Source organism: Bradyrhizobium sp. UFLA05-108, from assembly GCF_059803455.1.
The window spans coordinates 18,735-45,649 of the sequence record NZ_JBANAZ010000033.1 but is presented as its reverse complement, the minus strand read 5'-3'; the positions used below and the strand labels follow the sequence as shown (position 1 = coordinate 45,649).

15 protein-coding genes and 5 pseudogenes are annotated in these 26,915 nt (G+C 59.7%); 12 read left to right on the top strand and 8 right to left on the bottom strand.

The window, feature by feature from the left end; translation table 11 throughout:
• The first annotated feature begins 141 nt into the window (after positions 1–141).
• Both SO140_RS23695 and SO140_RS23690 read left to right on the top strand, forming a co-directional pair.
• Positions 142–1,506, top strand: a pseudogene (locus tag SO140_RS23695) (FAD-binding oxidoreductase).
• Between the two features lie 1,229 nt (positions 1,507–2,735).
• Positions 2,736–3,806 carry an ABC transporter substrate-binding protein gene (locus tag SO140_RS23690; RefSeq protein WP_498543202.1) on the top strand — a complete coding sequence of 357 codons (1,071 nt, stop codon included), beginning with the start codon at positions 2,736–2,738 and terminating at the stop codon, positions 3,804–3,806.
• Positions 3,807–4,640: 834 nt separating this feature from the next.
• Here the strand turns inward: SO140_RS23690 and SO140_RS23685 are convergent.
• The 4 genes from SO140_RS23685 to SO140_RS23670 form a co-directional block, all read right to left on the bottom strand.
• The gene (locus tag SO140_RS23685; RefSeq protein WP_498543201.1) at positions 4,641–5,699 is read right to left on the bottom strand and encodes an ABC transporter ATP-binding protein; all 1,059 of its coding nucleotides are present in this window, start codon (positions 5,697–5,699) and stop codon (positions 4,641–4,643) included.
• A 6-nt stretch (positions 5,700–5,705) separates the two neighbouring features.
• Positions 5,706–6,524 carry an ABC transporter permease gene (locus SO140_RS23680; protein WP_498543200.1) on the bottom strand — a complete coding sequence of 273 codons (819 nt, stop codon included), beginning with the start codon at positions 6,522–6,524 and terminating at the stop codon, positions 5,706–5,708.
• Positions 6,521–7,393 (bottom strand): ABC transporter permease, encoded by an 873-nt coding sequence (locus tag SO140_RS23675; protein WP_498543199.1) that lies wholly within the window; start codon positions 7,391–7,393, stop codon positions 6,521–6,523. Before SO140_RS23675 ends, SO140_RS23680 begins: the two co-directional genes overlap by 4 nt.
• An 844-nt stretch (positions 7,394–8,237) precedes the next feature.
• Entirely contained in the window at positions 8,238–8,966 is a 729-nt protein-coding gene (locus tag SO140_RS23670) for an SDR family oxidoreductase (RefSeq protein WP_498543198.1), read from the bottom strand.
• Positions 8,967–10,234: 1,268 nt separating this feature from the next.
• Between SO140_RS23670 and SO140_RS23665 the strand changes: the two genes are divergently transcribed.
• The 6 genes and pseudogenes from SO140_RS23665 to SO140_RS23640 form a co-directional block, all read left to right on the top strand.
• Complete coding sequence (locus SO140_RS23665) at positions 10,235–11,389, top strand: thiamine pyrophosphate-dependent enzyme (protein WP_498543197.1); 1,155 nt, start codon at positions 10,235–10,237, stop codon at positions 11,387–11,389.
• Between the two features lie 677 nt (positions 11,390–12,066).
• A pseudogene (locus SO140_RS23660) lies at positions 12,067–12,495 on the top strand (SRPBCC family protein); the annotation flags it as partial.
• A 70-nt stretch (positions 12,496–12,565) separates the two neighbouring features.
• A complete protein-coding gene (locus SO140_RS23655) occupies positions 12,566–12,757 on the top strand; it encodes a hypothetical protein (protein WP_498543196.1) in 192 nt (63 codons plus the stop codon).
• A 1,370-nt stretch (positions 12,758–14,127) separates the two neighbouring features.
• A complete protein-coding gene (locus tag SO140_RS23650) occupies positions 14,128–14,526 on the top strand; it encodes a hypothetical protein (RefSeq protein ID WP_498543195.1) in 399 nt (132 codons plus the stop codon).
• 161 nt (positions 14,527–14,687) lie between these two features.
• On the top strand, positions 14,688–15,707 hold the full coding sequence (locus SO140_RS23645; RefSeq protein WP_498543194.1) for an IS110 family RNA-guided transposase: 1,020 nt from the start codon (positions 14,688–14,690) through the stop codon (positions 15,705–15,707).
• A 202-nt stretch (positions 15,708–15,909) separates the two neighbouring features.
• Positions 15,910–16,945: pseudogene (locus SO140_RS23640) on the top strand (IS3 family transposase); the annotation flags it as partial.
• Positions 16,946–16,953: 8 nt separating this feature from the next.
• On the opposite strand, the gene SO140_RS23635 reads toward SO140_RS23640, so the two are convergent.
• Both SO140_RS23635 and SO140_RS23630 read right to left on the bottom strand, forming a co-directional pair.
• Positions 16,954–19,020: a recombinase family protein gene (locus SO140_RS23635; protein ID WP_498543193.1), complete on the bottom strand. Its 2,067-nt coding sequence runs from the start codon at positions 19,018–19,020 to the stop codon at positions 16,954–16,956.
• Positions 19,010–19,246: a hypothetical protein gene (locus SO140_RS23630; RefSeq protein ID WP_498543192.1), complete on the bottom strand. Its 237-nt coding sequence runs from the start codon at positions 19,244–19,246 to the stop codon at positions 19,010–19,012. Before SO140_RS23630 ends, SO140_RS23635 begins: the two co-directional genes overlap by 11 nt.
• 360 nt (positions 19,247–19,606) lie before the next feature.
• On the opposite strand from SO140_RS23630, the pseudogene SO140_RS23625 reads away from it, so the two are divergent.
• Both SO140_RS23625 and SO140_RS23620 read left to right on the top strand, forming a co-directional pair.
• Positions 19,607–19,774 (top strand): annotated as a pseudogene (locus tag SO140_RS23625) (IS3 family transposase); the annotation flags it as partial.
• Positions 19,775–19,863: 89 nt separating this feature from the next.
• Positions 19,864–20,901 carry an IS110 family RNA-guided transposase gene (locus SO140_RS23620; protein ID WP_498543191.1) on the top strand — a complete coding sequence of 346 codons (1,038 nt, stop codon included), beginning with the start codon at positions 19,864–19,866 and terminating at the stop codon, positions 20,899–20,901.
• A 637-nt stretch (positions 20,902–21,538) separates the two neighbouring features.
• Here SO140_RS23620 and SO140_RS23615 read toward each other — a convergent pair.
• Entirely contained in the window at positions 21,539–22,021 is a 483-nt protein-coding gene (locus SO140_RS23615) for a MarR family winged helix-turn-helix transcriptional regulator (protein WP_498543190.1), read from the bottom strand.
• A gap of 491 nt (positions 22,022–22,512) precedes the next feature.
• Between SO140_RS23615 and SO140_RS23610 the strand changes: the two genes are divergently transcribed.
• Positions 22,513–24,033 carry a porin gene (locus SO140_RS23610; RefSeq protein ID WP_498543189.1) on the top strand — a complete coding sequence of 507 codons (1,521 nt, stop codon included), beginning with the start codon at positions 22,513–22,515 and terminating at the stop codon, positions 24,031–24,033.
• A 117-nt stretch (positions 24,034–24,150) separates the two neighbouring features.
• On the opposite strand, the gene SO140_RS23605 is transcribed toward SO140_RS23610, so the two are convergent.
• A complete protein-coding gene (locus SO140_RS23605) occupies positions 24,151–24,351 on the bottom strand; it encodes a hypothetical protein (RefSeq protein ID WP_498543188.1) in 201 nt (66 codons plus the stop codon).
• Positions 24,352–26,397: 2,046 nt separating this feature from the next.
• Between SO140_RS23605 and SO140_RS23600 the strand changes: the two are divergent.
• Positions 26,398–26,836, top strand: a pseudogene (locus SO140_RS23600) (acyl-CoA dehydrogenase family protein); the annotation flags it as partial.
• Positions 26,837–26,915 lie beyond the last annotated feature (79 nt).

Here is a 26,915-nt window from a genome sequence, read left to right as displayed (position 1 = left end):
TGTCGAATCGCCTGAAGGTCGTCACTCCGGGCGCGCACAGCGAAGCACTGCGGAAACAATTGCGAAACCGCGCGAGTTCGGGGTTTCCAGAGGCTGAGAACCTTGTCAGTAGTGTCTTAAGAGAAGGCAGGCTAAACTGCAATGAGCGCAATCCTTGATCGCATGGCCAGCATCGTCGGCGCGAAAAACGTCATTACCGATGCCGATGCCATCGTGCCGTACCTCAAGGAATGGCGCGATCTCTTCCGCGGTAAGGCTCAAGGCATTGTGCGCCCCGGTTCGACAGCGGAGCTAGCGGAGCTCGTGAAGCTCGCGGCCGAGACGCGCACGGCGCTGGTGCCTTGTCGGCGGCCAGATCCCGATTGCCGAGGGAAGGGAGATCATCGTCTCGTTGCAGCGGTTCGACAAGGTCCGCACCTGACACACCATGGTCGTCGAGGCACACGCTGAAGCGCGCACGGGATACCACCGAGGCGGCCGCGCGCCTCTTCCCGCTCTCGCTCGCCTCGGAAGGGTCCTGCACAATCGGCGGCAATCTCTCGACCAATGCCGGCGGCACCGCCGTGCTCGCCTATGGCAATGCCCGCGAGCTCTGCATGGGCCTGGAGGTGGTTCTCCCGGATGGTCGTGTCTGGAACGGCCTGCGCCAGCTGCGGAAGGACAACACCGGATACGACCTGAAACACCTCTTCATCGGCCGAGGGCACGCTCGGCATCATCACGGCGGCCGTGTTGAAGCTCTTCCCGCGGCCGGCGGCTCGCGCCACGACCTTTCTCGCAGTGCCGAGTCCGGAGGCGGCGCTCCAACTGCTGAACGCGGCCAAGGTCTGTTCCGGCGGCACGGTGACCACCTTCGAACTGATGCCGCGCATCGGCCTCGAGTTCGTCTTGCGCCACGCATCCGGCACCCGCGATCCGTTATGTGAGTCGTCGCCCTGGTATGTGCTGCTGGAGGTCTCCGCCCAGTCCGCCACCGGGCTCGACGAGTCTATCGAGGCCTTCCTCGACGGCGCACTGGAGAACGGCATCGTCACCAACGCCGCGTTCGCTCGCTCGCTGACCCAGCGCGCCGATTTCTGGAAGCTGCGCGAGATGATGGCAGAGGTGCAGACCTATGAGGGCGCCTCGACCAAGCAAGACGTCGCAGTGCCGCTCTACGCCGTACCTGAATTCCTCAAGCGCGCCATCGCGGCTGTGGAGGCGATCGTGCCGGGCTGCCGTCAGGTGCCCTTCGGCCATCTGGGCGACGGCAACATCCATTTCAACGTAAGTCAGCCGGTCGGCGCTTACAAGGCGACGTATTTCGCCAGCTGGGCCGAGATGAATGAGGCGGTCCATGCCATCGTAGCCGAACTACACGGTTCGATTTCGGCCGAGCACGGCATAGGCCGCGTGAAGCGCGACCTGCTGCCGCGCGTCAAGAACCCGGTCGAACTCGAGCTTATGCGCAGCATCAAGAAGGCGCTCGATCCGGAAGCACTTCTCAACCCCGGAGCCGTTCTCTAGGCAGAGACTTCTCCTTTTCTGGCGTTCGGCAGGCGGTGACTATTCCGAACGTTCGCCTCAATCACATTGATCTGCCGCGGCGAACGCGTTGGTCTGCTGGCGGTTTTGAAGGTCGAAAGCTGCACCAGATATCCGGCAGCAAGCAGCGATCATCGGAATTGCGTGCTGCATCGTCTACTCGCCCGCCCATGATCGAAGATCCGTTAGGAGTTCTAGACGACAAAAAGTTGCGCGCAGATGCAGAGTGAAATCAAGCATCTCCACATCTATACGCGCAAGTGAGAACGACTCATGTCTATTCACGCACGTTCAACATTCGGGCCGCATCCGCCTGTTGAACATGAGCCAAATCGCTTAGCCTGGGATGCCGATGAATTGTACTTTCAACCGCGCAACCGCTTCGCGTCGTCACTACTCAACTTTATTCGAATTTCGATCGACTGTTGGAGGAGGCGAAGAGCATGTGGGCTGAGTTCGTACAGACCTTCAGGAAAGTAATGCTGCCGCTGATCCGCCCGCGCATCATGGGGATGTGTTCACGTTCATCGCCCCCTTCGACGAACTCGTCACAACGCAACCGCTGATCAGCGACTTATAGATCCTCATCCTGCTAGCGAAGTTGTGACAGGGCCTCCGCAACCAGATCGAGCCGACGATCGCCGCGCTCCGAGATTTGCTATGGTGCGCTGGCTAACCATTCTCTACGTCATCTGCTGGCGGTCCGGGCCGGGAATAAGCGTGCGCTTTTCTAGCTACCGCAACCGGTTGCGATGCTGGAACTGACGATACCGGCACTTGCTGCGGCGCATGGTAACCCTGAGCCGGTCTGAACTATCGCTCTGGAGCCGTGGGCTGGCTGCTCGCTTCGCATCTGCGAGTATCGAGTTCGGCTGGTTCACTTTGGCTACGATTCGCCGCACCTTGTACTAGCTTTCCACTATCGACTTCGATTTTGGCAAGCGGCAGGGACCACGGTGCTGGATTCAACCAACTCACCTGTATCCGGCTGATCGTTGCCACCTGCCCTGGCCGACTCGACGCGGAGCAGGCCCGGGTTGAAACGCCTAAACGCCTCATTCTTGCAGGGTTTCACCGATCTAAGCTGAGTTTTGCGGTCTTTGCGCGTCGACCCACCTATATATTGAAAGTCCGCTAGGGTGCTCAAGGTGGCCTAGCCTTACAAAACACGAGCGCCTCAAGAGTGTGCGCCGAAAGGAGAGGAGACAGGTATGGAGCTCAAACGCAGAGAATTCCTCCAAGGAGCAGCCGCGCTAGGTGTTACCGCCACATCCTTGACCTTGGTCCCTGAGGCCCATGCGAAGGAACGGCTCATAGTGCGTGAAAGTGGACCGCCGTACATCGATGCCTCGAAGAAGATGGCGGAAAAGTGGGATAAGACTGACATCACCTGGGAGTTGACCGTTGGCGGAGGCGCTGCCCTCCTCGGCAAGATCAAGGCGACGTGGCCCAACTCGCCCTACGACTTGGTCATGAACTGGTCCCCGGTGTTTAAGGCCATGATCAAGGAGGGATGGGCAGAAACAGTCACCTTGGCCGACGTGCCAAATTTGGCGGATGTGCCGGAGCGATTCCTAACCAAGGATGACAACGGGAACATCAAGTGCATCCCGCGCAACGTGGACGGAAGTTTCTTCGCCGTGCGCACCGATCGTTGTCCTATTCAGATCAAGACCATCGAGGATCTGCTGAATCCCAAGCTGAAGGGGCAGATCTGCTGGCCCGTCCCGACTAACTATACATGTGCGCCCCTCGTGGCGTTGGCGCAAGCGCGCGGCGGGAACGAGTTCGATATTGATCCGGGCTGGAAGTTCCTCGATGAGTTGGCCAAATCTGGCAATATCGGTCGTGTCTATAAGGGGCTTGTCGAGGGCACGAACTCGATCTCGACGGGCGAGACCAGCATCATCTATGCGTCGAACAGCACCAACTCCGCCCTTGCCAAAAAGGTGCCTATGAAGGCGCTGACAAAGTCGGACCCGTCGCTGAAGGTGTCCCTTTATGTCGAGGGCTGGGTGGTCATGGCGAACTCGAAGAATAAGAAGGCCGCGATGGAGTACGCCAATTTCAGCGTGAGCAAGGAGAACTCCGAGTTGTTCAGCCAGTACGTCGACATCGTTCCGACCAACCAGAAGGTCAAGCCGAACCCAAACGCAGCCGCCATCCAATTTGCGCCGCAAGAGTTCGACAAGTTCGCCTATTTGCCGGACTGGGGCCATATGTCCACGCAATTGGACAACTGGGTGAAGAAGTTCGAGCAAGATATCACGCCGAAAATCTAGACCGGGATAAGTTTGGGTTGAATCGATTTGAGACTGTCTCTTATACACACCAAGGGACGATGCCGGGGCGACTTCCCGCAACGCCGTCGCACCCGTTGAAGGCCGTTGTCGGGCTTCTCACGCCAGGGCTGTCACGAGTGACTTTTCCGCCACGGCTAACCCATTGACAGCACATACGCTCAACAACCTACTTTCCCCAATTAGCAGCATCCGTGCCATATCGCGCAAGTTGTGCACGAGTTTGCGCCTGGCGATCGTCGACGAACATCAGCCTTGAAGCTCGCCCGTTGCTCGGGCGTGGCAGCGGCTCGTGAGGACAGAGCGCGCGGCTCGCGCCTGCCCCGCGACCTCACAGAACCCTCAAGATTCTCAAATCAGCTTGTTTCTGATTCCCCACGCTCGCTCGGAAGGAGACGGCATGGACGGGGTCTGGTGGCGCGATCGGCACGGCAACTGGCTGGACGCAGCGGGTCGATTAGACCGGCAGCGTTGCTGCGGGCGCAGATGGGCGGTCACAAGCGAAGGCGATTTCGAGAGAACTCGCACTCTGGCTGTCGCAACGGATCAAGGCCGATCGGTTTTACCTTGCGCTGGCTCGTTGCTGAGCTAGCTTCTTGGCATGGACGAACTCCAACACCGAGCGATCGTCGACTCGCTCTGCCGGCGCCAAAATGGCCCTAAAGGCTGGTCTTTATCGAGGAGACTTTTTATTTTGCGCCGAGGAATGTGCCAGCTAATTCGAAATGCAAGCTATCGAAACTATCATCACGCTTTAACGCGTCGCACCTTCCGCAAGGGCAGTCCTTGGAATGACGGGGGCCGCCCGCTTCTTCTTCAGGCCTCCGGGGCTAACACGAGGCAATCCTCCGGACGAATTTCCACGCGGACGCTTTCGCCGTCCCGCGCGAAGCACTGGCCGTTGTTTTGCACGACGGCGTGGATTCTACGGCCATTGGCCAGGCGAACCCAGTGGTGGATAGTCGAGCCAAGGTATTCCGTCTTCTCGATGAGCCCCTCGAGCGCGTTCATGCCGATCGCGGCGGTGGCGCCCTTGGTCCGCACGGCGATGCGCTCCGGCCGGATCCCAAGCTCCACGGCACCATTGGGGGCCTTCGCGATCAAGAGGGACAGTCCGTCCTCGGTTACGAACCGGCCGCCATCGAGCCGCCCCGTAAACCAATTCGACTGCCCGACGAAATCCGCAACGAATTTGTTGGCGGGCGCGCTATAGATCTCCTCGGCCGAGCCCCGTTGCATGATCCGGCCCTTGCTCATGACGATGATGTGGTCGGCGAGGCTCATGGCCTCGGACTGATCGTGCGTCACGATGATGGTGGTGATCCCCGCCGTGGTCAGGATCTGCCTCAGTTCCACTCGCAGTGTATCTCGCAGCTTAGCGTCCAAATTCGAGAGCGGCTCGTCCAGAAGGAGAAGAGAAGGCTCGGTCACAAGCGCGCGAGCCAGCGCCACGCGTTGCTGCTGCCCACCACTCAGCTGATGTGGGCTGCGCTTTTCGTAACCGGGCAACTTTACAAGATCGAGCACGGAGCGGATTCGCTCCGGGAACTTAGAGGCGGGGATGCCGCGCTCGCGCAGGCCAAAGGCAATGTTTGCCTCCACGTTCATGTGAGGGAAAAGCGCGTAATCCTGGAAGACCAGTCCCACATTGCGCTCGTAGGGGCGCTTCGCGCTCACGCTCTGGCCGCGAATGCGGATTTCTCCGCCATCCGGTACTTCAAAGCCGGCGACGAGGCGCAGCGTCGTGGTTTTACCGCAGCCGCTCGGCCCGAGAAGGGAGACGATGCGCCCCTGCTCGACTTGAAACGAGACGTTGTCCACGGCCAACTCTTCGCCGTAGCGCTTTGAGACGGTGCTGAGCTCCAATACAGTCATGAGATCCTACTTGTGATAAACGCCTTGTCCGATCACTTTGTCCAGGCCCACGGTGCACTCCATGACCCAAATCAGCACGATGGTCAGAACCATGAGGCAAACGGCCGCCGCGGCGATGCGCAGGTCAAATTCTGAGAGCATCATGTTCGTCATGGCCACCGGCAGCGTGTAGAAATTCGGGCCCGTCAGGAATAGGGAGACCGAGACATCATCCATTGAATAGGCGAAAGCGAAAACGGCGCCTGCGGCGATGCCGGTCTTTGACAGAGGCACCGTCACCTTCCAAAAGGCGCGTCGCTCCGTGGCGCCAAGGCTTAGAGCGGCCTCGGTGAGCGATTTCCGGATTCCCACCAAGCTCGCGAGAGTCGTTCGGATCACATAGGGCACCGTGATGATCAGATGGCCAGCCACGAGTGGGACCGGCCCGAACACGCCGATCGTGGAAAAGAAGAGCAGAAGCGAGAAGCCGATGATGACGTGGGGAACGACAAGGGGCGACAGAAAGAAGGCGGAGAGAGGCCCCTTCCCAGGAAAGTCATAGCGGTCGAGCATGAACGCCGCTGCGACGCCGACCAAGGTCGAAAGCGTGGTCGCAGTCAGCGCCAGCATCAGGCTGACCTGAAGGCCTTTGAGGTAATAATCGTCCGAGAAGAAGCCCACGTACCATTGCAGCGACAGGCCGGGTGGCGGAAACCGCCCGAGGAACTGCCGCGCATCGAAGGACATGACGGTAGCGATGAGCAGCGGCGTAAGGAGGAACGCGATGGTGGCAATGGACAGGCACAGCACCATAACGCCCAACACATTGTCGGCGGAGCGCTTCATCGGACGGCACCCTCCCAGCGGCTGCTGGCCAGCAGGGAGACCGCGTAGATCGCCAGCAGGGAGATAACCAGCATTACGATCGCGACCGCTGATCCGCTGGGGAAATTGGCCAGTTCACTGAAGCGGTTGTAGATCAGGTTGGAGACGAAGGTGATCTTGCCGCGCCCCAGGACCATGGGAACAACGAAGGCGCTAATTGACAGCGTGAAGGAGAGCAGGAACGCAGAGAGAAGGCCTCGCGCGCTCAGCGGCAGCGTGACCGCCAGGTGGGACTTCCAGCGGGCGGCGCCGAGCGCCTGGGCCGCCTCAATGAGCCGCGGATTAACGTTCTGGATCGTGCCGATGAGCACGAGGGCGGACATGGGCACCGCGTAGTGGAGCAGCCCGAGCACGATCATGAACTCAATGTAGAAACGGCTCCCGATCTGCTGGCCGAATAGCGGCGCTATGTCGCGTGCGAATCCCGTCGGCCCGAACGAGAGCTCGATGGCGTACACGCGCACCAGCACGCTCAAGAACATGAGCGCGATGAGGAATCCGATGGTCGTTCTTCGAAGCCAATCCGAGCGCCGGCGGGCTACAAAATGGGCAATCGGGAACGCGAGGATCACTCCCAGGAAAGCAGCAACGAAGCCGATCCGGAACGTGTCCCAAAAATATAACAGGTATGCCTTGTGCAGGAGGTCCGTGTAGTTGGTGAGCGTAAACGGCGCGTTCGTGTCGGCGCCTACACGGCCCGGGATGAATTCGCGGAAGCTATCCTCGAAGACTCGCAGGAGCGGATAGAGCAACAACGTGCCGTACACCGCGATCACCAAGCCGAATACAAGCGCGGCTCCTCGCGTAAGCTTTATGCGTTTGCCCTTCATGCGTACCCCCAAGAAAATCAGCACCGACGCCGGCCTAAATCGCGGCTCCGATTTGAATATCGAGCCGCGGTTGCCGTTCGAGATTTCAAAGCAGCATCAACCTATTGCCAGATGGGCGCTGGAACGAGCAGTACAACCCTTTCAGTCTGTCCAGGCGATAGTCACTTAGTGACCTGCTTTACGTCCCTGAATTGTAGAGAGATACCAGCCAAGCCCTGAACGGCGCCCATCGCCGGCCCGGAACCGTGGGGGGCAGCGCTCGGTACGTTGGTATCTGGCATCTCTTCCTCCCGTTGTATTGGGCGCTCGCAACGCCCCGCTTTTTCCGAAACGGAAAATAGCTCCCGACAGGGGTGATACTCGGCAAAGAAAATGGAGCAGCCAAAGAAAATCTGCGAAAATGGTGGAACTCGCGTTGAAATTCTGCATTTTCGATCGTGAAAAGCAGCAGGATAACGGCCTCATGGTCTTATATCTCAGTCTACTTGATCGACGTGTGCAGCTCAGGAGCCGGAGTATCGACTAGGATATGGTGCCTTGGTACTTCGGCACGGAGGTTTTGACTCGTTCGACTTGGCCCGACTTGGCTACGGTCCCCGGACCCTTTCGAGCCTGAACATGCATCAGATGCGGGTGCGTTCGTCATTGCGCCGTTTCTCCCAGGCGGCCGTCTCGGCGAGGAGGCGAAATTGCGATGCGCCGATCGAGGCATTGGCGCGAGAGGATCTCGATCTCGTCCTCATGCAGTTTCGCGTGTCCGCGCTCGAATGCATATCATACCGGAAGGTCGCCGTCAGCCGCGGCTCGCACTTTTTGGATCGTTCAGGCTGATGCGGATTGGGAGTTACCAAGAGAGTGTCTCGCCCCGATGGTCCTTTAAGATGCCGCTCGTCGCCGGCGCGAGCTCGGCGATCCGGCGAATGAGATCCCGCGCACATTCTTCGGCGGAGATGGAGGTCGGGGACGCTACGGCGCGTTCGCCGCCCATGTCGGTCCGCACCCAGCCGGGGTCGAAAATGCCCACAACCACGCCGTCTCGTGCCCAGTCGCGCGCGAGCCCACGCATGCCATTGTTGAGCGCAGCCTTCGAAGCCCGGTAGGCGTATCTCTCGCTGCGGGTGCTGCTGTTGGCGGCATAATCAATGCTCGTGGATCCAAGGACGCTGCTGATCGCCACCAGCTTCTTCTCAGAGCCGCACTTTAAGTTGTTGCGCAGCGCGTGGGCGATGAGCATCGGGGCAAGAGCGTTGACGCGCACCGTAGTCACCCAGCCTTCGGCATCGATGCAGTCGGCCGACTGCGCCTTCGGGGTACCATTGATCCCAGCATTGTTGATGAGAATGTCAATCGGCTGATCGCCAAGCATGTGCTTGAGGGAAGCGATCGAGGCCTCGTCGGCCACCTCAAGCTGTATGATCCGTAGGCGACCGCTGGACGCCGCGAGCTCCTTGAGCGCGTCGGCTTTTGCCGGATCGCGGCAGCAGGCAATCACCTCAGCTCCTTCAGTCACATATTGCCGCGCGAGCCCAAGGCCGAGGCCCCGATTTGCGCCCGTGATCAGAACTGTAGTCATTTAACAATACCTTTGCGTCATGTGGAGTGCTGCGCCTAGTCCCTGCAAGTCGCCTTAAGAACTGATTTTTGGCCGCTCAGACTCTCCTCTGGAAGAAGATGGGCGCGTAACGAGGGCTAATCGCCGAGGGCAAAGAGGCGGAAATCCTTAAGGCGACACGAGTCTCGCGCCGATCTTTGACGCAGGTCGGTACTATTCCGCTCTGAGTCAAATTAGACACCGACTCTGAACCCAAGTGCAAGCAGTAAGCCGTCTGACAAAAATGCTGAAGCGACGCTTTCCTGCTCACTTACGAGGCTGGAAGGGTAAGGCACTCAATCCGGCGCGCGAGCAGGTCACAGGCTTGCTCGAGCTTGCGCGCCGGCAAGTGCATGCAGAACCAGGCTGTGACCTGGTTGGTCCGCCGTTGCCAGCCGGCAGAGCGCGCCATCGCGAAGATCGAGGATTTGCTAGCTTTGGTTCGTCGACGCTAGCTGAGCAGGCGCGGTATCCCCACGGCGTCCCGGTACTCGCTGAAAGGCGCGGTTGACTCTATCAACTCCTCGTCTTGAGCACGGGAGCCCGGCATCGTTACCACGGTGCTGCGGCACTTGGAAAGTTCAGCTGAACGGCACTTCTAAAATGAAAGAAGCTATCATTCGACGTGCCAGCCGCCTGGCACATCCGTGCCGCGCGTCTCAAACTCCTCGACGATCTAGTGGTGTGCCATTACGCTAGGCGCTGCGCGAAGCAACACGGTAAGGCAACAGCGGCGGCGTATATTCCGCTGAGCTTGTGCCGCGAGAAGGCCATCACTTCGAATGAAGTCGTTCTGCTCAACGTCGTGATGGTGCTGCTGAAGCTCGCTCACGTGCGGCTCTATCAAAGCCGAATCTTGTCTGTGCACCTCTATCGAGCGAGACGCAGGAGATGGTGTTCGAGGCTCATGACCGGGCCTTCGCTGTTCAGGGGACCTGCTGGCGCGGCATCAGGCACTCGGCACGCTTTTGCCGTAGCAGCAGGTGATCAGGCGAAGCTTAATAATCCAATCGCGGCCGCATCGCTGCAGCACCGCGATGCTCATGTAGGCTTGTTGGCGCCCTCCGCCTTGGGCGACTCGGGTCAGATCCGCAAAAACGCCCCAATCTTTGCAGGCTTTCACCGCTCCCAAGCCGATTTGCGCGGTTTTTTGCTTTGAGCCGCTTTATACTGCTCGCAGCGCGCCTCACGAACCTCAATAGGAAGCGAGCGCCGGAACGCATTAGCGCGACAAAGGAAAGGGGACCGAGTTGAAACGAACAGAAGCCGCCGATGGCTACGACGGGGAATTCTACGACGAACCCCAGGCCCCGAAAGCGTCGCATTTTCTCGAGGCGCTGGAGCAGGCGGGCGTCACGCACATGATCTCGCTGGCCGATAACTGGACCGTGCGCCTCCATGAGCTTATAGCTTCAGGCAAATCTTCGATTGAGCTCGTGCACACATGTCGGGAAGGCGAGAATGTTCCGATCGCGGCGGGCCTGCTGACGGCCGGCAAAAAGCCTGTCCTCATGATGCAGAACTCTGGCTTCCACGAGTCCCTCGACTCCACGCGGTTAGGGATCCAATTTAACCTTCCGCTGGTGACTCTAATCGGGTATCGAGGCTGGAGGCACGGTGACCCGGACATTAGGGGGCGCTTCACCGAGCCCACTCTTCGCGCATGGGACATCCCCTATGAAATAGTCGATAGCGTAGAGAAGGTCAGCGCGATTGGTCGTGCGCTCGAGCGCGCCGAGCAGAGGCAAGGTCCGGCCGCGGTGCTACTGCCAGGTATTGCTGGTCGACCCGCCGATAGAGACGAGAATCCGTCCGGAAGCCGCGCTAATCAAGCGCAGATGGATTATCTGCAAACCCTGCGTTGCCTCGGTTCACGTCGCACGGATCAGATCGTTGTTACACATGAGACTGCAGACCGCGTGTGGCCGTTGGTCTCGAAGCGGGAGGAACTCGATCTCGTTGGCCTTGCTTGTATGAGCAAAGTGTGCTCCCTCGGTCTTGGCCTCGCGATGGCACACCCGAATCGGAAAGTGTGGGTTTTGGACGGCGATGGCTCGTTGGCCATGAACCTTGGCAGTCTTGCGACTGAGGCCGATGTCCGTCCCCGAAATCTCGTCCACTTCGTGCTTCAAAACTTTGAATACGAAATCACCGCCAAGCAACCGTTCCCAATGGCTGACAGCATCGACTTCGAGGCGATTGCGCGCGGTTGCGGTTTTGCGCGCACGTTCACGTTCGACGATATCGGCGAACTCGAGCGACGCCTGCCAGAGGTGGTATCTGGCGAGGATCTGACATTCGTTTCGTTGAAGGTGAAGCCGGCCGGCAAACAAGCGGGACCGCACCGCGTATTGCTGCCGGAAGGCTTGAAGCAGCTTCGTGCGACGTTGGCGGCGACGACCTGAGTCGTCTCGTCCATCGGACGTGGGAGGCCGCCTCCGAACTGGCGGGATCTATTGAAGAGAGAAAATGCGTCGTTCGAATTGAGTCATATCGCGGCCAATCAGGCCGCGATGTCGTCCTCTGGGTAGAGACGCAAGCCTGCCGCAGCGATCAGCGCTCTTCTCAAGAATTCGCGTCAGCTTCAGGCTCGCGCGGACGCCGCCGTTCATCAACAGACGAGATCGCCGAGAGCGCAAAACGTAAATTCGTCTCCGCCCAAGAATGCCAAAATCGGCAATATTGTAGCGACAATGAAGCGGCCGGGCTCCTGTTCATGCCAAATTGAGATCGTCAGCTCGGGTTCCGGTATCGACCGGCTAACACGCAGAAACCTGTAGCGGCATCGACATCTTTGCAGGGTTTCGCCGGTTGGGCGGCACTTTACGCGGAATTTTTGCGCCAAACCCGCTTTATGTTTTGGCTGTCGAATTGCTCTGGCTGGCCGCCTACAAAGTGCAACATTTGCGAGCGGCCTAAAGGCCGGAGCGCCGCGACCAAAGGAGAAAGATATGGACCGTAACCGCAGGCAACTCCTCAAAGGAGCAGCCGCGCTGGGTCTTGCCAAGTTGACGACCTTCGGCGAGATCAGAGCTGCATGGCCCAATGAGCTCTATGACCTGGTTGCCGAAAGGTCGCAAAGGTGAAGGTCACCCGGCGGGTCGATGTGCCGGCATCTCCTGAGGAGACCTGGCGGTTCGTGGCCGATCTGCCCTCTGTCCTCCCGTGCATCCCGGGGGTGCGGGTGGGCGAGCCCTTGGCAGACGGCAGCTACAACGCGTCGATCGTCGCGAGCGCCGGCGACTTTACCGTCACCTTCAGTGGCGTTGCGAGCATCGAGATCGGAGTCGACCGAACCGCGATCATTCACGCCAAGGGGAGCGATGCCGCCGGAATGATCAGTGCGGACGCGGAAGTGAGGGGCCAGGTCGTTGGCGCATCGTCGGACGCTCGGATGAGTGTACTCGATATACAAGCGCGCTTCGACTTTTCTGGGGTGTTCGCCCTCGCCGCTCGCGCGAGCGCGGGTCCGGCCGCTGCGTTCCTCCTGAGGAAGTTCGCCGCGAACGTAGCGGCCGCGGTGCATTCCGCCGGAAGCGATTCAGCGGTTCAAGAGGCGAATCCGCGAACTGACCAGCTGGATGTGGGGCATCAGCATGGAACGCATGGCCGAGCAGCTTACGCGCTATTTGCGTGGGTGCCTCGGTTACTTCGGAAAGTGCGTGATGGCTTTGGTGCTGCGCGGTCTTGAGGGGCCGTCTTGCGTGAGTGCAGTCCGTACCGATCTCGGTCGACGCCAGGAAGCTTGCACGCGGCGTAGCAATAACGGCTGATCAAGCATGCGGCATCCGGCCGGACTGCCGGAGTCGCATGGCTTACCGCAATGCCTTCGGCTCTTGCGCTTGAGGGCCACGATCTCGTGGTCCGGGAACCCCCAAGCAGTGGGATTCCAGCCCATTGATGGCTGACTCCGCCGCGCTATGCTCCTGTAATCGGCACAGCGCGGCATTGCTCTCTGCTCGATCGACAGCAGCGATTCGCTCGCTTCCGGTCATGACCGCACACCCCCTGACGTTGCACCGATCAAGCGCAGAGTTGCACCGCGATCAGGTGATGCTTCCACAAGCCGCGCTTTCCTCTGCTGATCCATTCCGTGTGCGGCTGCAACAATCAGAAAGGCCGATCTGTCTCGCAGCGGTGTCCTCATGAGTTAATACGACTCGAGTGTCGTTGCTTCTCCTTGCGATGGCTTGTTCCTAGGAAACTGGAGCTGCGAATGATTGTCATCGAGTCTCCGCCGGATTGCAACAGCCGCAGCGAACGTCGGGCGTATCGGCTGCCACCCGCTTTGGCGGCAAGAACAGAGCGGACCACCGCGTGTCGGCCGCGCCTGGCTCCGGGCTAAGATTACCGCGTTTTCCTGAATTGATGCCGACTTGGCGTCCGCCCGGTGCTGAAACACCTCGGTTCTTCCGGATCGCTCAATCACCTTGAGACGCAATGATATTCACGATCGATGATTTCCTTAAAACGCCCGATCCATCTCCTTTTTACCGCTCATCTTTGTCAGTGGGGGGTCGAGTCCTGAGATGGTGCAGCTGACGCGGGATCACCCCCAATACTTCGGCAGTTGGAAAGGAGCAGCTTTCCACAGCGGGCGAGCGGACGATCCGATCATCGCTCCGCGCGCGATCGTTTCCACAGTCACGTAGCGCGCGCTCGACGGCTCATTCTCGTTCCACTCAGCCGTAGCCGGGAAGCGCCATGTAGGTGAGGGCGTCGGTCTCGGCTTCATCCATGAAGGTGGCGGTGTTAGGCAGTTCATGGGCGGACCCGAAAGACCGGCTTCTTTCCGTCGCGCCAGCTTGGTGATGCAATTTCCGCGACTGCACCGGCTAATCACACTGCCTGCGCAGCCGTGCCTGTCGAGTCGAATTGAAACCGGTATCCGAGTCGACGAAGCTGCCCTCCGATTTGTCGAGAATGCTGAACTGCAATTCTCCGCGATGCTGCCCGGCCAAAATTTCTTGCGGTGCCGCGTCACCGCGGCTGGCGTGGTACTCGAATGCGCAGACTCGCCCACGGGAACTGCGCGCGCTCGACTTGAAGATTGGGCGGAATCGATCTGTGCGCAGGCGGGGCGCCGCTTTGCCGGCGTGCGGCCTTACCGCCGTGGCGCGGCATTCCTCCGGGCGAAGTTGGGATGACCGACTTTGTGATCGATTGGCAACGCGAACAGCGCACCGGAATAGCTGAAGCGGTGCTCTGCGAAGGCAAGACGCCGTTGCAGATTGAAGCGATCCTAGCCAGCGCCGCCGATCGCGCGTTGCTACTGACGCGATTGGACGGCAGCCAATTCGAAGTCTTGAATCTGGAGCATCGGGCGGCTCTCGATTACGATCCGCTATCTCGGACAGCGTTCCACGGCCCGGTGCGCGTTCCAGCACTGAAGGGACCTTGTGTCGTTTATGCCGGTACCTCTGACCTGCCGGTGGCACACGAAGCTGTTCGAAGTTTAGCTTTTGCGGGCTACGAGGCGCCTGTGATCGCCGTTGTTTGGTGTCGCCGGCTTGTGGCGGCTGACCTTGCCCCACAGGCTTAATCCAGATTGAAGTTCGCTCTGGCCCAAACAAGGACCAGAGCATGAAGCGTAGCCGCTTTTCGGAAGAGATGGGGTATTCGGTCCCGATCGCCTGACCTATTTGCCGCGCGGCACGTTTTGACTGACGATCATGGACCAACTCCATCCGAAGGAGAAAAGTCATGATCTGCGTCGGCCTCGATGTTTCGCTGAATTCCGTCGCGGTATGTGCAGTGGACGAGACCGGAAAGCTGATCCGGGAGGGAACGACGTTCGCGGACGCGCCATCGATTGTGCAGTACCTCGAACCATGGGCTGGTCAAGTTGAACGGGTGGGCCTGGAGGCAGGACCGACGTCAGAATGGCTGACCGCAAATCTAATCGAACTGGGGTTGCCGGCCGTCAGTTTGGAAGCCCGCCAGGTCAGGGCGGCACTTTCGGCCATGCCAGTGAAGACCGATCGGAACGACGCCCGTGGGATCGCGCAGGTGGTGAGAACGGGTTGGTTTAAGCCCGTTCACGTCAAGAGCATCGGCAGCCAAAGGGCGCGGACGCTGGCGGCCGCTCGCAAGCATATCATTCGCTCCATCGCTGCCGCAGAGCAAGTCATCCGCGGACTTCTACGTCCGCTCGGTCTCAAAGTCGGAATCGTCTCGCGGACTCTGTTCGCGACGCGAGTTCGTGAGTTGGTCGGCAACGACGCCATGCTGGAGGCGATCATGAATCCGCTGCTTGCCGGACGCGAAGCGCTGATGCGGGAGTACGCCCGACTGCATCGTCTGGTTCTGAAGGTCGTGCGCAGTGACCCGGCTTGTCGGCTCTTGATGACGATGCCGGGGATCGGCCCGGTCTCTGCGTTGACCTTCCGCTCCACTGTCGACGATCCCAGGCGATTCCTGCATTCCCAATCCGTGGGCGCCTATCTTGGGTTGACGCCCCGGCGGTACCAATCTGGCGAGGTTGATCGGGTAGGACGGATCACAAAAGTCGGAGACGGAGAGACGCGCACGGCCCTGTTCGAAGCTGCCAACGTCGCTCTCAGGCCGTCAACCCGATGGTCTCCGATGAAGGCTTGGGCGGTGCGTGTTGCCCACCGGCAAGGAAGCAAGCGTGCGAAGGTCGCGCTGGCCAGAAAGATGGCTGTCGTCCTTCACCGAATGTGGGTTGATGGAACCGAATTCCGATGGACGGCGGTGGCGTAAGGACGCCATCGCCATCCCAAGAAACGCCCGTCGCGGGGCGTGGGGATGGTCGAGTTCGTATGATCTGTCGTGGCTTCCGCCCTCCCGGGCCGGGTGACTACGCCGAAGAGCTTGAACCGACCATTCAACCGAATCCCATCGTGTGGCGGCTTTGCCGACCACGAACAGAAGCAAGGTACCCGCGGCACGCGCTTTTAAGGGATTGACAGAAGCAGACCGAATACAGAAGCAGATCATCGGGATTTTGAAGGAGCATGAGGCCGGGGTTTCGGTTGCCGATCTGTGCCGCAAGCACGGCGTCAGCGACGCCAGCATCTACAAATGGAAGGCCAAGTTCGGCGGGCTGGAGGTGTCGGAGGCCAAGCGGCTGAAGACGCTGGAGGACGAGAACACACGGCTGAAGCGGTTGCTGGCTGATGCCATGCTGGACAATGCGGCGCTCAAGGATCTCGTGGGAAAGAAATGGTGACGCCCGCGGGCAAGCGGAAAGCTGTCGCGTATCTCATGGATGCCCACGGGATGAGCGAACGGCGGGCGTGTAAAGCCATCGGCTGCTGCCGCATGACCATCAGAAATCGGACAACCCGGGCGGACGATGCCGTCCTGCGTCCTGCGGCAGCGCATGCGGGCGATCGCCCACGAACGCCGTCGTTTTGGCTATCGGCGCCTGCACGTGCTGCTCAAGCGGGAGGGCTACCTGCTCAACCACAAGAAGCTTCCGGCTCTACCGGGAAGAGAGGCTTGCGGTACGCCGCCGCGGCGGCCGCAAGCGGGCCCTTGGGACCCGGGCGCCGATGACGGTGCCGATGGCCCCCAACGATCGCTGGTCGCTCGACTTCGTGTCGGATCAACTCACGGATGGCCGCCGCTTCCGCATCCTGACCGTGGTCGATGATTGCACGCGCGAGTGCCTGGCGCTGGTGGCTGACACCTCGCTCTCGGGCGCCCGGGTAGCACGGGAACTGGAACGGCTGATGACCGAGCGCGGCAAGCCCAGGATGGTGGTCAGCGACAACGGCACCGAACTCACCAGCAACGCCATCCTGACATGGGCCGATCAAAGCCGCGTCGGCTGGCATTACATCGCGCCGGGCAAGCCCATGCAGAATGCGTTCATCGAGAGCTTCAATGGCCGGCTACGGGACGAACTGCTCAACGAGACGCTGTTCACGTCACTGGCCCAGGCCCGCGTCGCGCTCGGATGCTGGCGGGCCGACTACAACCGCGCATCAGAACACCCATTTGTCTATGTTGTTGAAGAGAAGAGACTTTGCTGATTGGGATGCGATACTGCGGGGTATCTTGGGTTCTGCCGCGCACGTTCGGTGATGGATGTGGCGGCATCCGTGGTGAAGGCCGCGCGCGCGAAGATCCATGGCCCATCCGGTAGAGGGTGGACGGCTTCGATCTGACCAGCTTCTGCGGCCAAGCGCAGCGTCTTGGATGCGACCTTGAGAAGCCTGGCGGCGTCGGAGAGATTGAGCCATGGCTCGACGCTATCCTCGGCCCGCCGGAAGACGGGTATCCGATGATAAGATCGCGTAGTTGTGACGCGCTCGCGGGTCCAACGGTTGCCGTTGCCCGTCTTGAGGCCGTTGCGGTTGAGCAGGCCCGCAATCAGGTCGTCGCTGGCGATCAGCACCAGTTGCCGGATGGCTGCGATGATGTCGTCGGAGGTGCTGTTACGCTGCCCACGTCGACGCTTCGATAGCCGCATCTCGCTGTGAGCGCCGCCTGCCCAATGCACGACGAGAACGATCTCGGACGCTTCGTCATCGATATCGGCAACGACCTCGTGGATCAGCGTACGGACGATGCGCTTCTTCAGCCGCGCATCGATGATCGGCCCTGACCAGACTGACTTGAGGTTTGAGGCCAGAAAGCTGAGCAGCTTTGGATCGATCGCTGTCGGTGCGGTCGCCGCGTCATGTGCGGCAATCTTGCTCTCCACCGCGACGCGGGCAAGCGAGCGATTCCAGCGCGCCTCAAGCTCTGCCGCAACCAGGCGGTTTGCCGGATCAGCCGCGTCATATTGCCGGAAGGCGCGATCGGCGGCGTAGCGGGCCGCTTCGCGATCACGGCCGAGCACTTCGCGAACTTGATCCCTCTGATGTGTGGCCTGGGCTGCGGCGGCCGTAGCCGCCGCGACGGCGCCGGGCCCGCCAACGCCGAGCAGAGCCTCTTCGATCGCATCATCGACGCGCAAGCCACCGAACGCGATGCAGCGCGATTCGCCGTTGTCCATCCAGCCGCGCGAGCAGCTGTAACGTGGGATGTGATTGTTCATACCGCTGTAGCGCAGCGTCAGCTTGCGGCCACAACGCTGGCAGCGGATGAGCCCAGCGAGCAGCGCCTCGCCATGCTTGGGCGCGCCATGATGCCGGCTCGTGGGCACGTTACTGGAGACCATTGTACGGATCGCTTCGAACCTCTCCCAGTTCACATAGCCTTCGTGGGCGTCCGGCTTGAGGGCGAGCCACTCCGCGCGCGCCTTCCGGCGGATCTTTGCGCCTGCGCCATGGACGCCGTACCCCGTCGCTACAGCTGTTCTACCATAGGCGTAGGCTCCGCCGTAGACCGGGTTCTCGACCATTCTGTGGAGGGTCGCGTAGCTGGGCCGCCGCCAGGCTGTGTCGCCGTTCGGCTGCTTCACCGGTAGGTCGAGGCTGTACTCATGGAACCATAGCAGCGCCTGCCGCGCGGTCCCGAGTTCCTCGATCTTGTCGAAGACGAGCGTAATGGCCTCCTGCACACGTCGGTCCGGATCCTTCTCGTAGCGATCACCGACCTTCACAAAACCGACCGGCGTCGACACAACCAGTTCGCCGCGGCGGGCCTTCTCGTAGCGTGCCGAGAGCGAGCGTTGTCGCAAAAGGTCCAGCTCATACTCGTTGAGGCTACCCTTCAGCCCCAGAAGCAGTCGGTCGTTGCCATGCCGCGGAGCATAGACAGCTTCCTGGTCAACCAGCACCGTGTCGACGACGCGACACATCTCGATCAGCTGTTGCCAATCCCGGCTATTGCGGGCGAAGCGCGAGACCTCCCGCGCACAGACTGCGCCGACCTTGCCGAGGCAGACCTCGGCCACCATCCGCTCGAAGCCCGCGCGTTGGACGCTGCCGGCAGCGGAACGTCCAAGATCATCGTCGATCACCTCGATCTTGGACCACCCCAGCGCCGTCAATCGGTCGCGCATTGCGTATTGCAACGCGCTGCTCTCACGATTGTGCAGCACCTGATGGGCGGAGGACTGGCGCACATAGAGGATCGCCTTGCGCTCAAGGTGGTGAGGGCGGACCTTGTCACTGATCATGACCGTCTTCCCTCTTCGCGAGCGTTGCGCTCAGCCGCGCATGGTCCAGCACCAGCTGCGTCATCAGGTTCACCAGCGCATCCTGCGCCTCCTTCGGCAGCTCCCGCCACTCTGGAACCCCAACGGCGCTGTGCGCGATGCCACCCGCGAACAGGTCCATCTGATGCATGCCGAACCGCCGGTTGCGCCGAACCGACTTCGCCGATATCGCCGTCCTGCTTGCCATGAGCCTCTCCCCGATTCTGGTCGTGAGAGACTCCGCATGCACCGGAAAGCAGTTCATTCAATGATGAAGCCGCGCTCTTGACCACTGAATCGAGAAGCGACGACAACGCGTTGAGCGCTTCCAGGCTGACAAAGGGCTCTGCCGTTAGGCTGCAACCCCGAGCACATGCCGCGCGGTCGAACATCCAGGATGGGATCTCCAGAAAACGCTGCGTCTCCGATCCATCCAGCGTGCAGCGGAAAACAACGCCGGCCGCCTTGTCGATCACAGCATGGACGAAAACCTCGCGGCCTGCCCAAGGGTGAAACCGGTACAGAACCTCACGGCATACGGTCCCGTGGGCGTTCTCAAGCCTTGTTGTACAACGACGCACGACCACACTCTCAGCTCGGATGGAAAACGCCGTCCGAGTTCGCCGTCACCTGCCATCCGCGACGGGATCTGGCGCTGCGCTACGCGCCAGCTCCCGTCGCTCCCACCGCCCAACTGGGCAAACCCAACGACCGGGGCGAACTCAGGGCTGGATAAAACTTGATGTGGTGGAACGGCCCGCTCCAACAGCATCAAAGTGCTAGAACGTGGTCGTTGTTCGAACGCCACAAAGGAGGGACCGTTCCGTGAAACAGGTTATCACCATCGGGTTGGATTTGGCCAAGCACGTTTTCCAGGTTCACGGCGCGGATGCGGAGGGCTCGCTCGTGTTCAACAGGAAGTTGCGGCGTAGCGAGGTTCTGCGCTTCTTCGAGAAACTGCCAACATGCCTGGTGGGGATGGAAGCCTGCGGTAGCGCGCACTATTGGGCGCGCGAGATCGCAGCTCTCGGTCATGAGGTGCGGCTCATTCCGCCGGCTTATGTCAAACCCTTCGTAAAGCGAGGCAAAACGGATGCGGCGGACGCAGAGGCCATCAGCGAAGCGGTGACCCGAAAGACCATGCGCTTCGTCCCGATCAAGACGGCCGAGCAGCAGGCTGCCGCGATGGTGCTGAAGACCCGCGCCCTTTTGGTGCGGCAGCGAACGCAGGCGGTCAACGCCTTGCGCGCGCATCTGGCCGAATTGGGCATCATCGCCACCACCGGCCTGGCAAAGGTTGAGGCGCTGGTCGCGATCGTGCGAGACGAAATAGATGCCCGCCTGCCCGCAGCAGCGCGCTTTGCCCTGAAGGCTATTGCCGATGAAATTGAAGCTGCAGCCGACCAGATCGACAGGCTCGAGCGCGCAATCGTCGTGGAGGCCAAGCATGACGAGGACATGCGTCGGTTGACCACGATCCCTGGCGTCGGCGCCATTACAGCGGCGACCATCAAGGCGCTCGTGCCGGATCCCGGCGGGTTCAAGTCGGCTCGCCACTTTGCCGCCTGGTTGGGATTGACGCCGCGACCTCATTCAAGCGGCAAAGAGCGGCTGGGAGGAATATCGAAGATGGGAAATCCGGAACTCCGCTCTCTCCTCGTTGTCGGGGCAACGGCCGTCTTGCGGGTTGTCCGAAATGACGCTCGGGCGCGGCCGTGGCTGAAGGCGCTTCTCGCCAGACGGCCCTTCAAGGTTGTCGCGGTCGCGCAGGCCAATAAGACAGCGCGGATCATTTGGGCGCTTCTGAACAAGGGCGGGACCTACCGGCGTCCCGACCCGCTAACTACCGCGGCCGCCGTCTGATGGACGCAGTGACCGCCAAAGGGATCTGACCGGCGCAGGCCGGCAGAGGGCAAGGTGCAACAACAGCCGATGAACCCATGGGACGACATCCCGAAACGAGTGAAGCTACTGCCCCCAATGCGCTCAAGCGCGTAAACTTGATTTAGCTCCTCGTTCCGCGGATCTCATCGAGGCCAGCGGCCATGTGCCGCGCGCAAAGGCCGGACATATGACCGCACCGTTCCAATGTGCGAAATCGACTGAAAAAGCTCTTGCCACGCGGGCCGTTCCACATATGGGGGCAAGGTCACGGCTTATGCAGCGCATCGAGGAGATACGCACTCATACGGTGGTCATCGCAGTGGCTGCTATGGAAGGCGCCATGTTTAGCGTGCTCGCCGGGCTCTTGGCAGCCCCCGTGATCGCTGTCCCGAGGTCCGTCGGTTACGGTATCGCCGTAGGAGGCCATGCGGCGTTGCATGGCGCATTGGCTTCATGTGCTGCCGGACTCACGTGCGTGAACATCGATAACGGATTCGGCGCGGCGTGTGCTGCGCTACGTATCCTGCGCGCAACTCGTTCAGCGGACTCTGCAATCTCGACGACTTCATCCCCTCGCCAACCCCGACTGGCGGGCTCAGCCTCGACCCGATCGTACCTAAAATATGCCTATCGTCAGCTTTTGAGCTGCCAATCGACTGTTCTTAGCAATCGAGTTTAGCCGCTTATTGAGGTAGCTAAGAGACTCCTCATCGAGCCCGCCAAACATTGTCGAGTTGATCGCTTGTCTTTTGTCTGACAGCTTTACAAGTTCCCCCCGCGCCTTTTCAGTCAGCGACATCTGCAGGAATCGTGCGTCCTCAGACGATGTTACGCGGGCTAGGAGCTCCATTTTTTCGAGTTTCTTCGTTTGGTTGGTAACGAAGGCGGGATGAATCCGAAGTTTATTGGCTAACCCTATTCCCGAAACGCCCCGGCCTTCATCGAGTTCGTCGATAGCCATCAGGATCAACCATTGCGGTTCGGTTATTCCCAGCATCTCAGCCCAACTCTTATGTATCGCTTCAAGTTGGGCATGGATTTCGACAACGCTCCAGATGAAATCCTTTACGGCTCTATTGAGTTGTTCTTGTTCGCCCATGTTGGGTCTTTCCGCCGAATCTCTAGTCGCCACAAGGTACGCCCGATCGCTCATTAGCGGGAATATATGTATGGAACAGATACAGCTCTCGAAGAAGGGCGCAGGTTACAGGAGACAATGGAATAGATTAAATACAATTGTATTTGCTATATGGACTCGACCGTTCAGATTTTAGACCAGCGGTCATAGTTTAACCTCCAAATGGAGCCCCCGAGATGCCCCTCGGGGGTTCTTTTTTGTCCCATGGCTCCGGTTTGTGGTTCCCCGGAGGGCTAGCTTGCAGGCATGTTGCCCAACTGCGACACTTTCCTACTAAAAAAGATCAGCTGCGATTAATTAATTGTAGCAATTGATCTAAGAAATTATATGACGATGGACAGCGAGGGGGCGCCTCGAAGTCGTTCCGTCAAGCACCCTGCCCACGCGGTGAGGCCAGTAGCGGCGGATCTTTGAAGGACGGAAACGAGCGTTTCCAACTTGGAGGTTCATCGATGAAATTGACAAAGAGTCTTATCCTCGGTTCCGCTGCCATGTTCGCAGTCGCCGGGGCACAGGCGGCCGATCTTCCCGTGAAGGCGAAGGCGATTGAGTATGTGAAGGTCTGCTCACTGTATGGTGCGGGATTCTACTACATCCCCGGCAGTGACACTTGCCTCAAGCTGGGTGGTTATCTGCGCGTCGAAACCGCCTTCGCCTCGAATTCTGTCTTTGATGCCGCAAATGCCGGCGTAGCTGGAGCACGGAACCGGCTAAGCAACTACTACTATTCCAAGGCTCGTGAAGCCTTGACCATCGATACACGTACCGCGACCGAGTACGGTGTGCTCCGCACCTACTTCAGTGGGGTGTTCACCTGGATCACGGGCACTTATTCGGGTGCGGGTACGAGTGGTGTAAATGGCCAGACCGCGTATACCACGTCGCCAGGTTCTCAACTCGCTGGTGGTTCGCTCGGCGTCTATGCCGCCTTCATCCAGTTCGCCGGCTTCACGATGGGTCGGGCTGTCTCGCAGTTCTCCGCACCTTGGACGAACTATCCGGGGAACAATTTCGATGCTCTCCCGGGCGGCGCCAGCTTCGTCACTGGCGTCAACCAACTCAGCTACACGGCCGACTTTGGCCAGGGCATTACCGCTTCGTTCTCGGCTCAGGATCCAGTCGCCGAATCCGGCAATATCTGGAACGTGAGCGGTGCGACTGCTGCAGGTCTCGCGACTGGAGCCTACGGTGCCACCAACACCGGCGGTTCCCGGTCTCCCGACCTCATCGCCGCGCTTCGCGTCGACCAGGCCTGGGGTCTCTTCCAGGCCTCGTTCGCGGCGCACGACAACCATGCTGGTTACTACGGCGCGGACGAGACGACTAGCCATCCGGGTGACAAGTGGGGTTGGGCTGGACAGTTGGCGTTGTCGATCAAAAACATCCCGACGGGGCCTGGTGACACCATCAACATGTCAGGCGCCTACACCAACGGTGCAAGCATCTACAACTTTCAGGATTTGATGACCACTAAGTTCGCGATGTATGGCGGTACGGGCCTTCTGAATGCTTACCAAAGCATTGGCATTGCAGGTGTCTCTGATTCTGTGTTCGTGGCTGGCGCCGGCCAGCAACTGACCACGACTTATGGCTTCAATGGTGCCTACACGCACAACTGGGATCCGCGCTGGGCCACGAGCGTCTATGGTGCATGGGGTGCCGTGCGATACAACAGCACAGCCAAGGGCTACATCTGCGGCGCATTTGTCACAACTCTCGCGCTGTCGAGCGGAGTTGCCGGCTGCAATCCCGACTTCAACTATGCGGCCGTCGGCACGGTCACTAGCTGGACCCCGGTCAAGAACCTGACCTTCTCGGCCGATATCGCTTACATGATGCTCGACCAGAAGTATGCGAACGGAAGCACGGTGACGCTGCCGCTGCAGGCCGGTATCGCCAAGCCGGGCGCTGTCTACGAACTAAAGGATCAGAACAGCTTGATCTTGTTGCTGCGCGCTCAGCGCAATTGGTGAGCCTCGGCTAAGCGAGAAGGAGATAAAGAGAACGGCTGTATAGATCTAAGTTTGACCTCCAAGAAAGGCCTCCGGCATACCCGTCGGGGGCCTTTTTAGTCGGCTGTGAAGAATCTCCTAAAGCCTTGTAAATCCACCCGCCAGTTCAAGCTCACCATCACTGGCCAAATGTCGGACGCTGCATAAGGGGCGTTCGACGCGATCGCCATCGCCGCTGTTATCAATGAGATGTAGAAACTCGTCTCCCGCGAAATTCTGATCGACGACGGCACGATCGCCAATATTGGCACCATCCGTGATGGGCGAGGCTACAAACATCAAATCGCCATCGGTTACCAGTGGGGCCCGCGGCCCGGAGCGCCGGGCGCTACTGCGCCGACGCGCGCACGAAGTATCCAATCGCCAATGCACGGCAGCGGCGCTGAAAGCATCCTTCGCAGCGCGCCCGCCGTCATCAACGATACCGATACGGTAAGCCGCTTCCAACAGCCCGTGTACGATTCGGCTGAACTCGACGCGCTCACCGACATGAGACGACGCAACACGGGTCCGTCGATTTATTTCTAGCTCGGCAGCCGCGCAGGGCGCCGACTCATATGTGCGGAGGGCGACACTTAGAACCCGCGACGAACCCATCATTCCGACGGTCGTACTTACCGTTCTCGATCTGTCGAATTCATGAGAGTTGCCCTGGAGACCACAAAACGATGGGCGCAAGCTGCGCAAAGCGTGAGCGCAGGAGAACCCAGGCGGGATGCTAAAACACGTCGCCTGCTTCGCTGGCCAAGTTGTCCGACCCTATGTCGCTGCCGAACGCTACCTTAGTCCGTGGAGCTTGGAGCGGAGGCGACATGCGTTTCGATCGGCGCAATCTCTATGACGATGTGACGCGCGGTCGGCGCGGCGGCAGAGGCGTTTGGTCAAAAGGAAAGGTAAAAGACGAACTCGCCAAAATGCTTACCATACCGTGCTCATTGCAGATGACGCCTCGTCATGCGGCACAGGCCTGCAACTCTTTAGATTTCTGTCAACTGCATCGGTTTGATCAATAACAGGGCGAGGCCGGCCCGGTTGAAGCTACCATCGTCTCGTGCATTTGACTGACCAGATCGGCCATCGATGCTGCTTGCATGAAATTGCATTTATTTCCCAATTGACCCTAATATTCATCGATGCTGGGTTACAATGGCGAATCTCGACCAACTCTGCCTGTAATCTGCGCAAGAAGTATAGAGTAGAGGCGAGTCCGTGCCGCTGGACACTTTGCGACTCCTACAATCCCTAGCGATAGAGAATGGCCAAACTGCTCACAAATCCTCAGCGCGGTGTGAGGGTCTGTCCCAAGTGGCAATCCGACGAAACGGGAGGCTTTGGTGCCGTACTGCTCTTTTGATCTTGTAATTGCTGAGGAGTGCAACAACCAAGGCGGTCTCATTCTGGAAAACGTCAACGTGGCTGCCGATCGAGCGGACCAGCTTGCGGTCGAGCTGTTAATTGTGCATCCGGAGCTCAGGACCAACGGTTGTGCGGTTCGCGCCTCGGCGCAGAGAGCATTGAGATATATCGCACGCCACCCGATCCAATCCCGTTATGGCTGCATCTCAGCACAATGCGTCGGTCGGGTCGCATTATACCCCCGCCCAGCAGGCCGAGGTTAGTCGGTGAACTGAATGGATTTCAGTGAAACGCCGAGGTCTGACTCTCAGTCTACACCCCTTCGACCTTTTGCATTCGAGCGCGAATTAAGCCGCGCGTCTCTTGCTGGACGCGAACAAGACCCCGCCGAGTTTGAGCGCGGCGTCGCCAAATTGGGCGCTAGCGATCAAAGCCTTCTCGGCTGATTGGAAGGAACGCCTTCGGAAGAGATGTTAAGCCCGGCGTTCCAGCGCATCTCGCATTTCGGCTTGGTAGCAAGCGCAAGAGCACCGATGAATACCTCGGGGGTATCTGCAAGGATTACGACCAGGACTGTGCGGCGCTCGCTCCATGTGAAGCCATCTGGGATGCATAAGGAAGCCGTAGACATGTTTTCAGCAACGACTACGTCGGCATAAGCAACGACGGCACATAACGTACGCCTAATGGAGCGGACATCACCCCGAAGGTGGCGTTCGCCGCAAAGCTGCAAAAAAAAGGCCTTTGAGCCGATTTTTGCCGGTCGGCCCCACAAACTCGGTCAAACGCTGCATGTCATTGAGGTGAGCATTACGCCCCGTATCACTACGTCATGCCGTGCAAGCCATCAATTGGGAGGATCGGCTTCTTGTGGACCAGCAACTTACCGGAGAGGAGCGATCGGTCCGCGACACAGCACATTCGTACTGCCGGGAAAAGCTCATGCCGCGAATACTCGAAGCCAACCGCGGAAAAATCGTAATGGAGGACGTTCGAGTGAGCGAAGACAGTCTACTGCCCAACGTGATGGGCCTCAGGGGGCCGTTCGTCTGCCTTAATCGTGTGCGCTACGGCATCTCCTGGGGTGCCATAGGAGCAGCTGAGTTGTGCTGACACGCAGCCCGTCAGTACACGCTGGATCGCAAGCAATTCGACTGGCGCGGACGACTGATGGAAGAGGGGGGCGATGCTCCCGAGATGATTTGCCCTCGTAAACCGCAACAACTGTGGCAAGGCACTGGAGATTGCGCGTGTGGCGCGGGATTTGCACGACAATGGTGTTTCCGGCGAATTCTATGTCATTAGAAACGTCATGAACCTCGAGGCGGTGAATACTTATGAGGGAAAGCACGATATCCACGCTCTCATCCTCGGGCGGGCACAGACGGGTATTCAGGCGCTCAATTGAGAGTATTCGAAAATGAAAGGATGCCTAAGCGGACTTCGCGTGTTGGACCTCAGCCGTGTTCTGGCAGGGCCGTGGGCGG

What these genes read in the sequence shown, in the direction of transcription:
- SO140_RS23690 (WP_498543202.1), top strand. Translation starts at nt 2,736, where the DNA reads ATGGAGCTCAAACGCAGAGAATTCCTCCAAGGAGCAGCCGCGCTAGGT.
- SO140_RS23685 (WP_498543201.1), bottom strand. Translation starts at nt 5,699, where the DNA reads ATGACTGTATTGGAGCTCAGCACCGTCTCAAAGCGCTACGGCGAAGAG.
- SO140_RS23680 (WP_498543200.1), bottom strand. Translation starts at nt 6,524, where the DNA reads ATGAAGCGCTCCGCCGACAATGTGTTGGGCGTTATGGTGCTGTGCCTG.
- SO140_RS23675 (WP_498543199.1), bottom strand. Translation starts at nt 7,393, where the DNA reads ATGAAGGGCAAACGCATAAAGCTTACGCGAGGAGCCGCGCTTGTATTC.
- SO140_RS23670 (WP_498543198.1), bottom strand. Translation starts at nt 8,966, where the DNA reads ATGACTACAGTTCTGATCACGGGCGCAAATCGGGGCCTCGGCCTTGGG.
- SO140_RS23655 (WP_498543196.1), top strand. Translation starts at nt 12,566, where the DNA reads ATGTGGGGCATCAGCATGGAACGCATGGCCGAGCAGCTTACGCGCTAT.
- SO140_RS23650 (WP_498543195.1), top strand. Translation starts at nt 14,128, where the DNA reads ATGACCGACTTTGTGATCGATTGGCAACGCGAACAGCGCACCGGAATA.
- SO140_RS23645 (WP_498543194.1), top strand. Translation starts at nt 14,688, where the DNA reads ATGATCTGCGTCGGCCTCGATGTTTCGCTGAATTCCGTCGCGGTATGT.
- SO140_RS23635 (WP_498543193.1), bottom strand. Translation starts at nt 19,020, where the DNA reads ATGATCAGTGACAAGGTCCGCCCTCACCACCTTGAGCGCAAGGCGATC.
- SO140_RS23630 (WP_498543192.1), bottom strand. Translation starts at nt 19,246, where the DNA reads ATGGCAAGCAGGACGGCGATATCGGCGAAGTCGGTTCGGCGCAACCGG.
- SO140_RS23615 (WP_498543190.1), bottom strand. Translation starts at nt 22,021, where the DNA reads ATGGGCGAACAAGAACAACTCAATAGAGCCGTAAAGGATTTCATCTGG.
- SO140_RS23610 (WP_498543189.1), top strand. Translation starts at nt 22,513, where the DNA reads ATGAAATTGACAAAGAGTCTTATCCTCGGTTCCGCTGCCATGTTCGCA.
- SO140_RS23605 (WP_498543188.1), bottom strand. Translation starts at nt 24,351, where the DNA reads ATGTTTGTAGCCTCGCCCATCACGGATGGTGCCAATATTGGCGATCGT.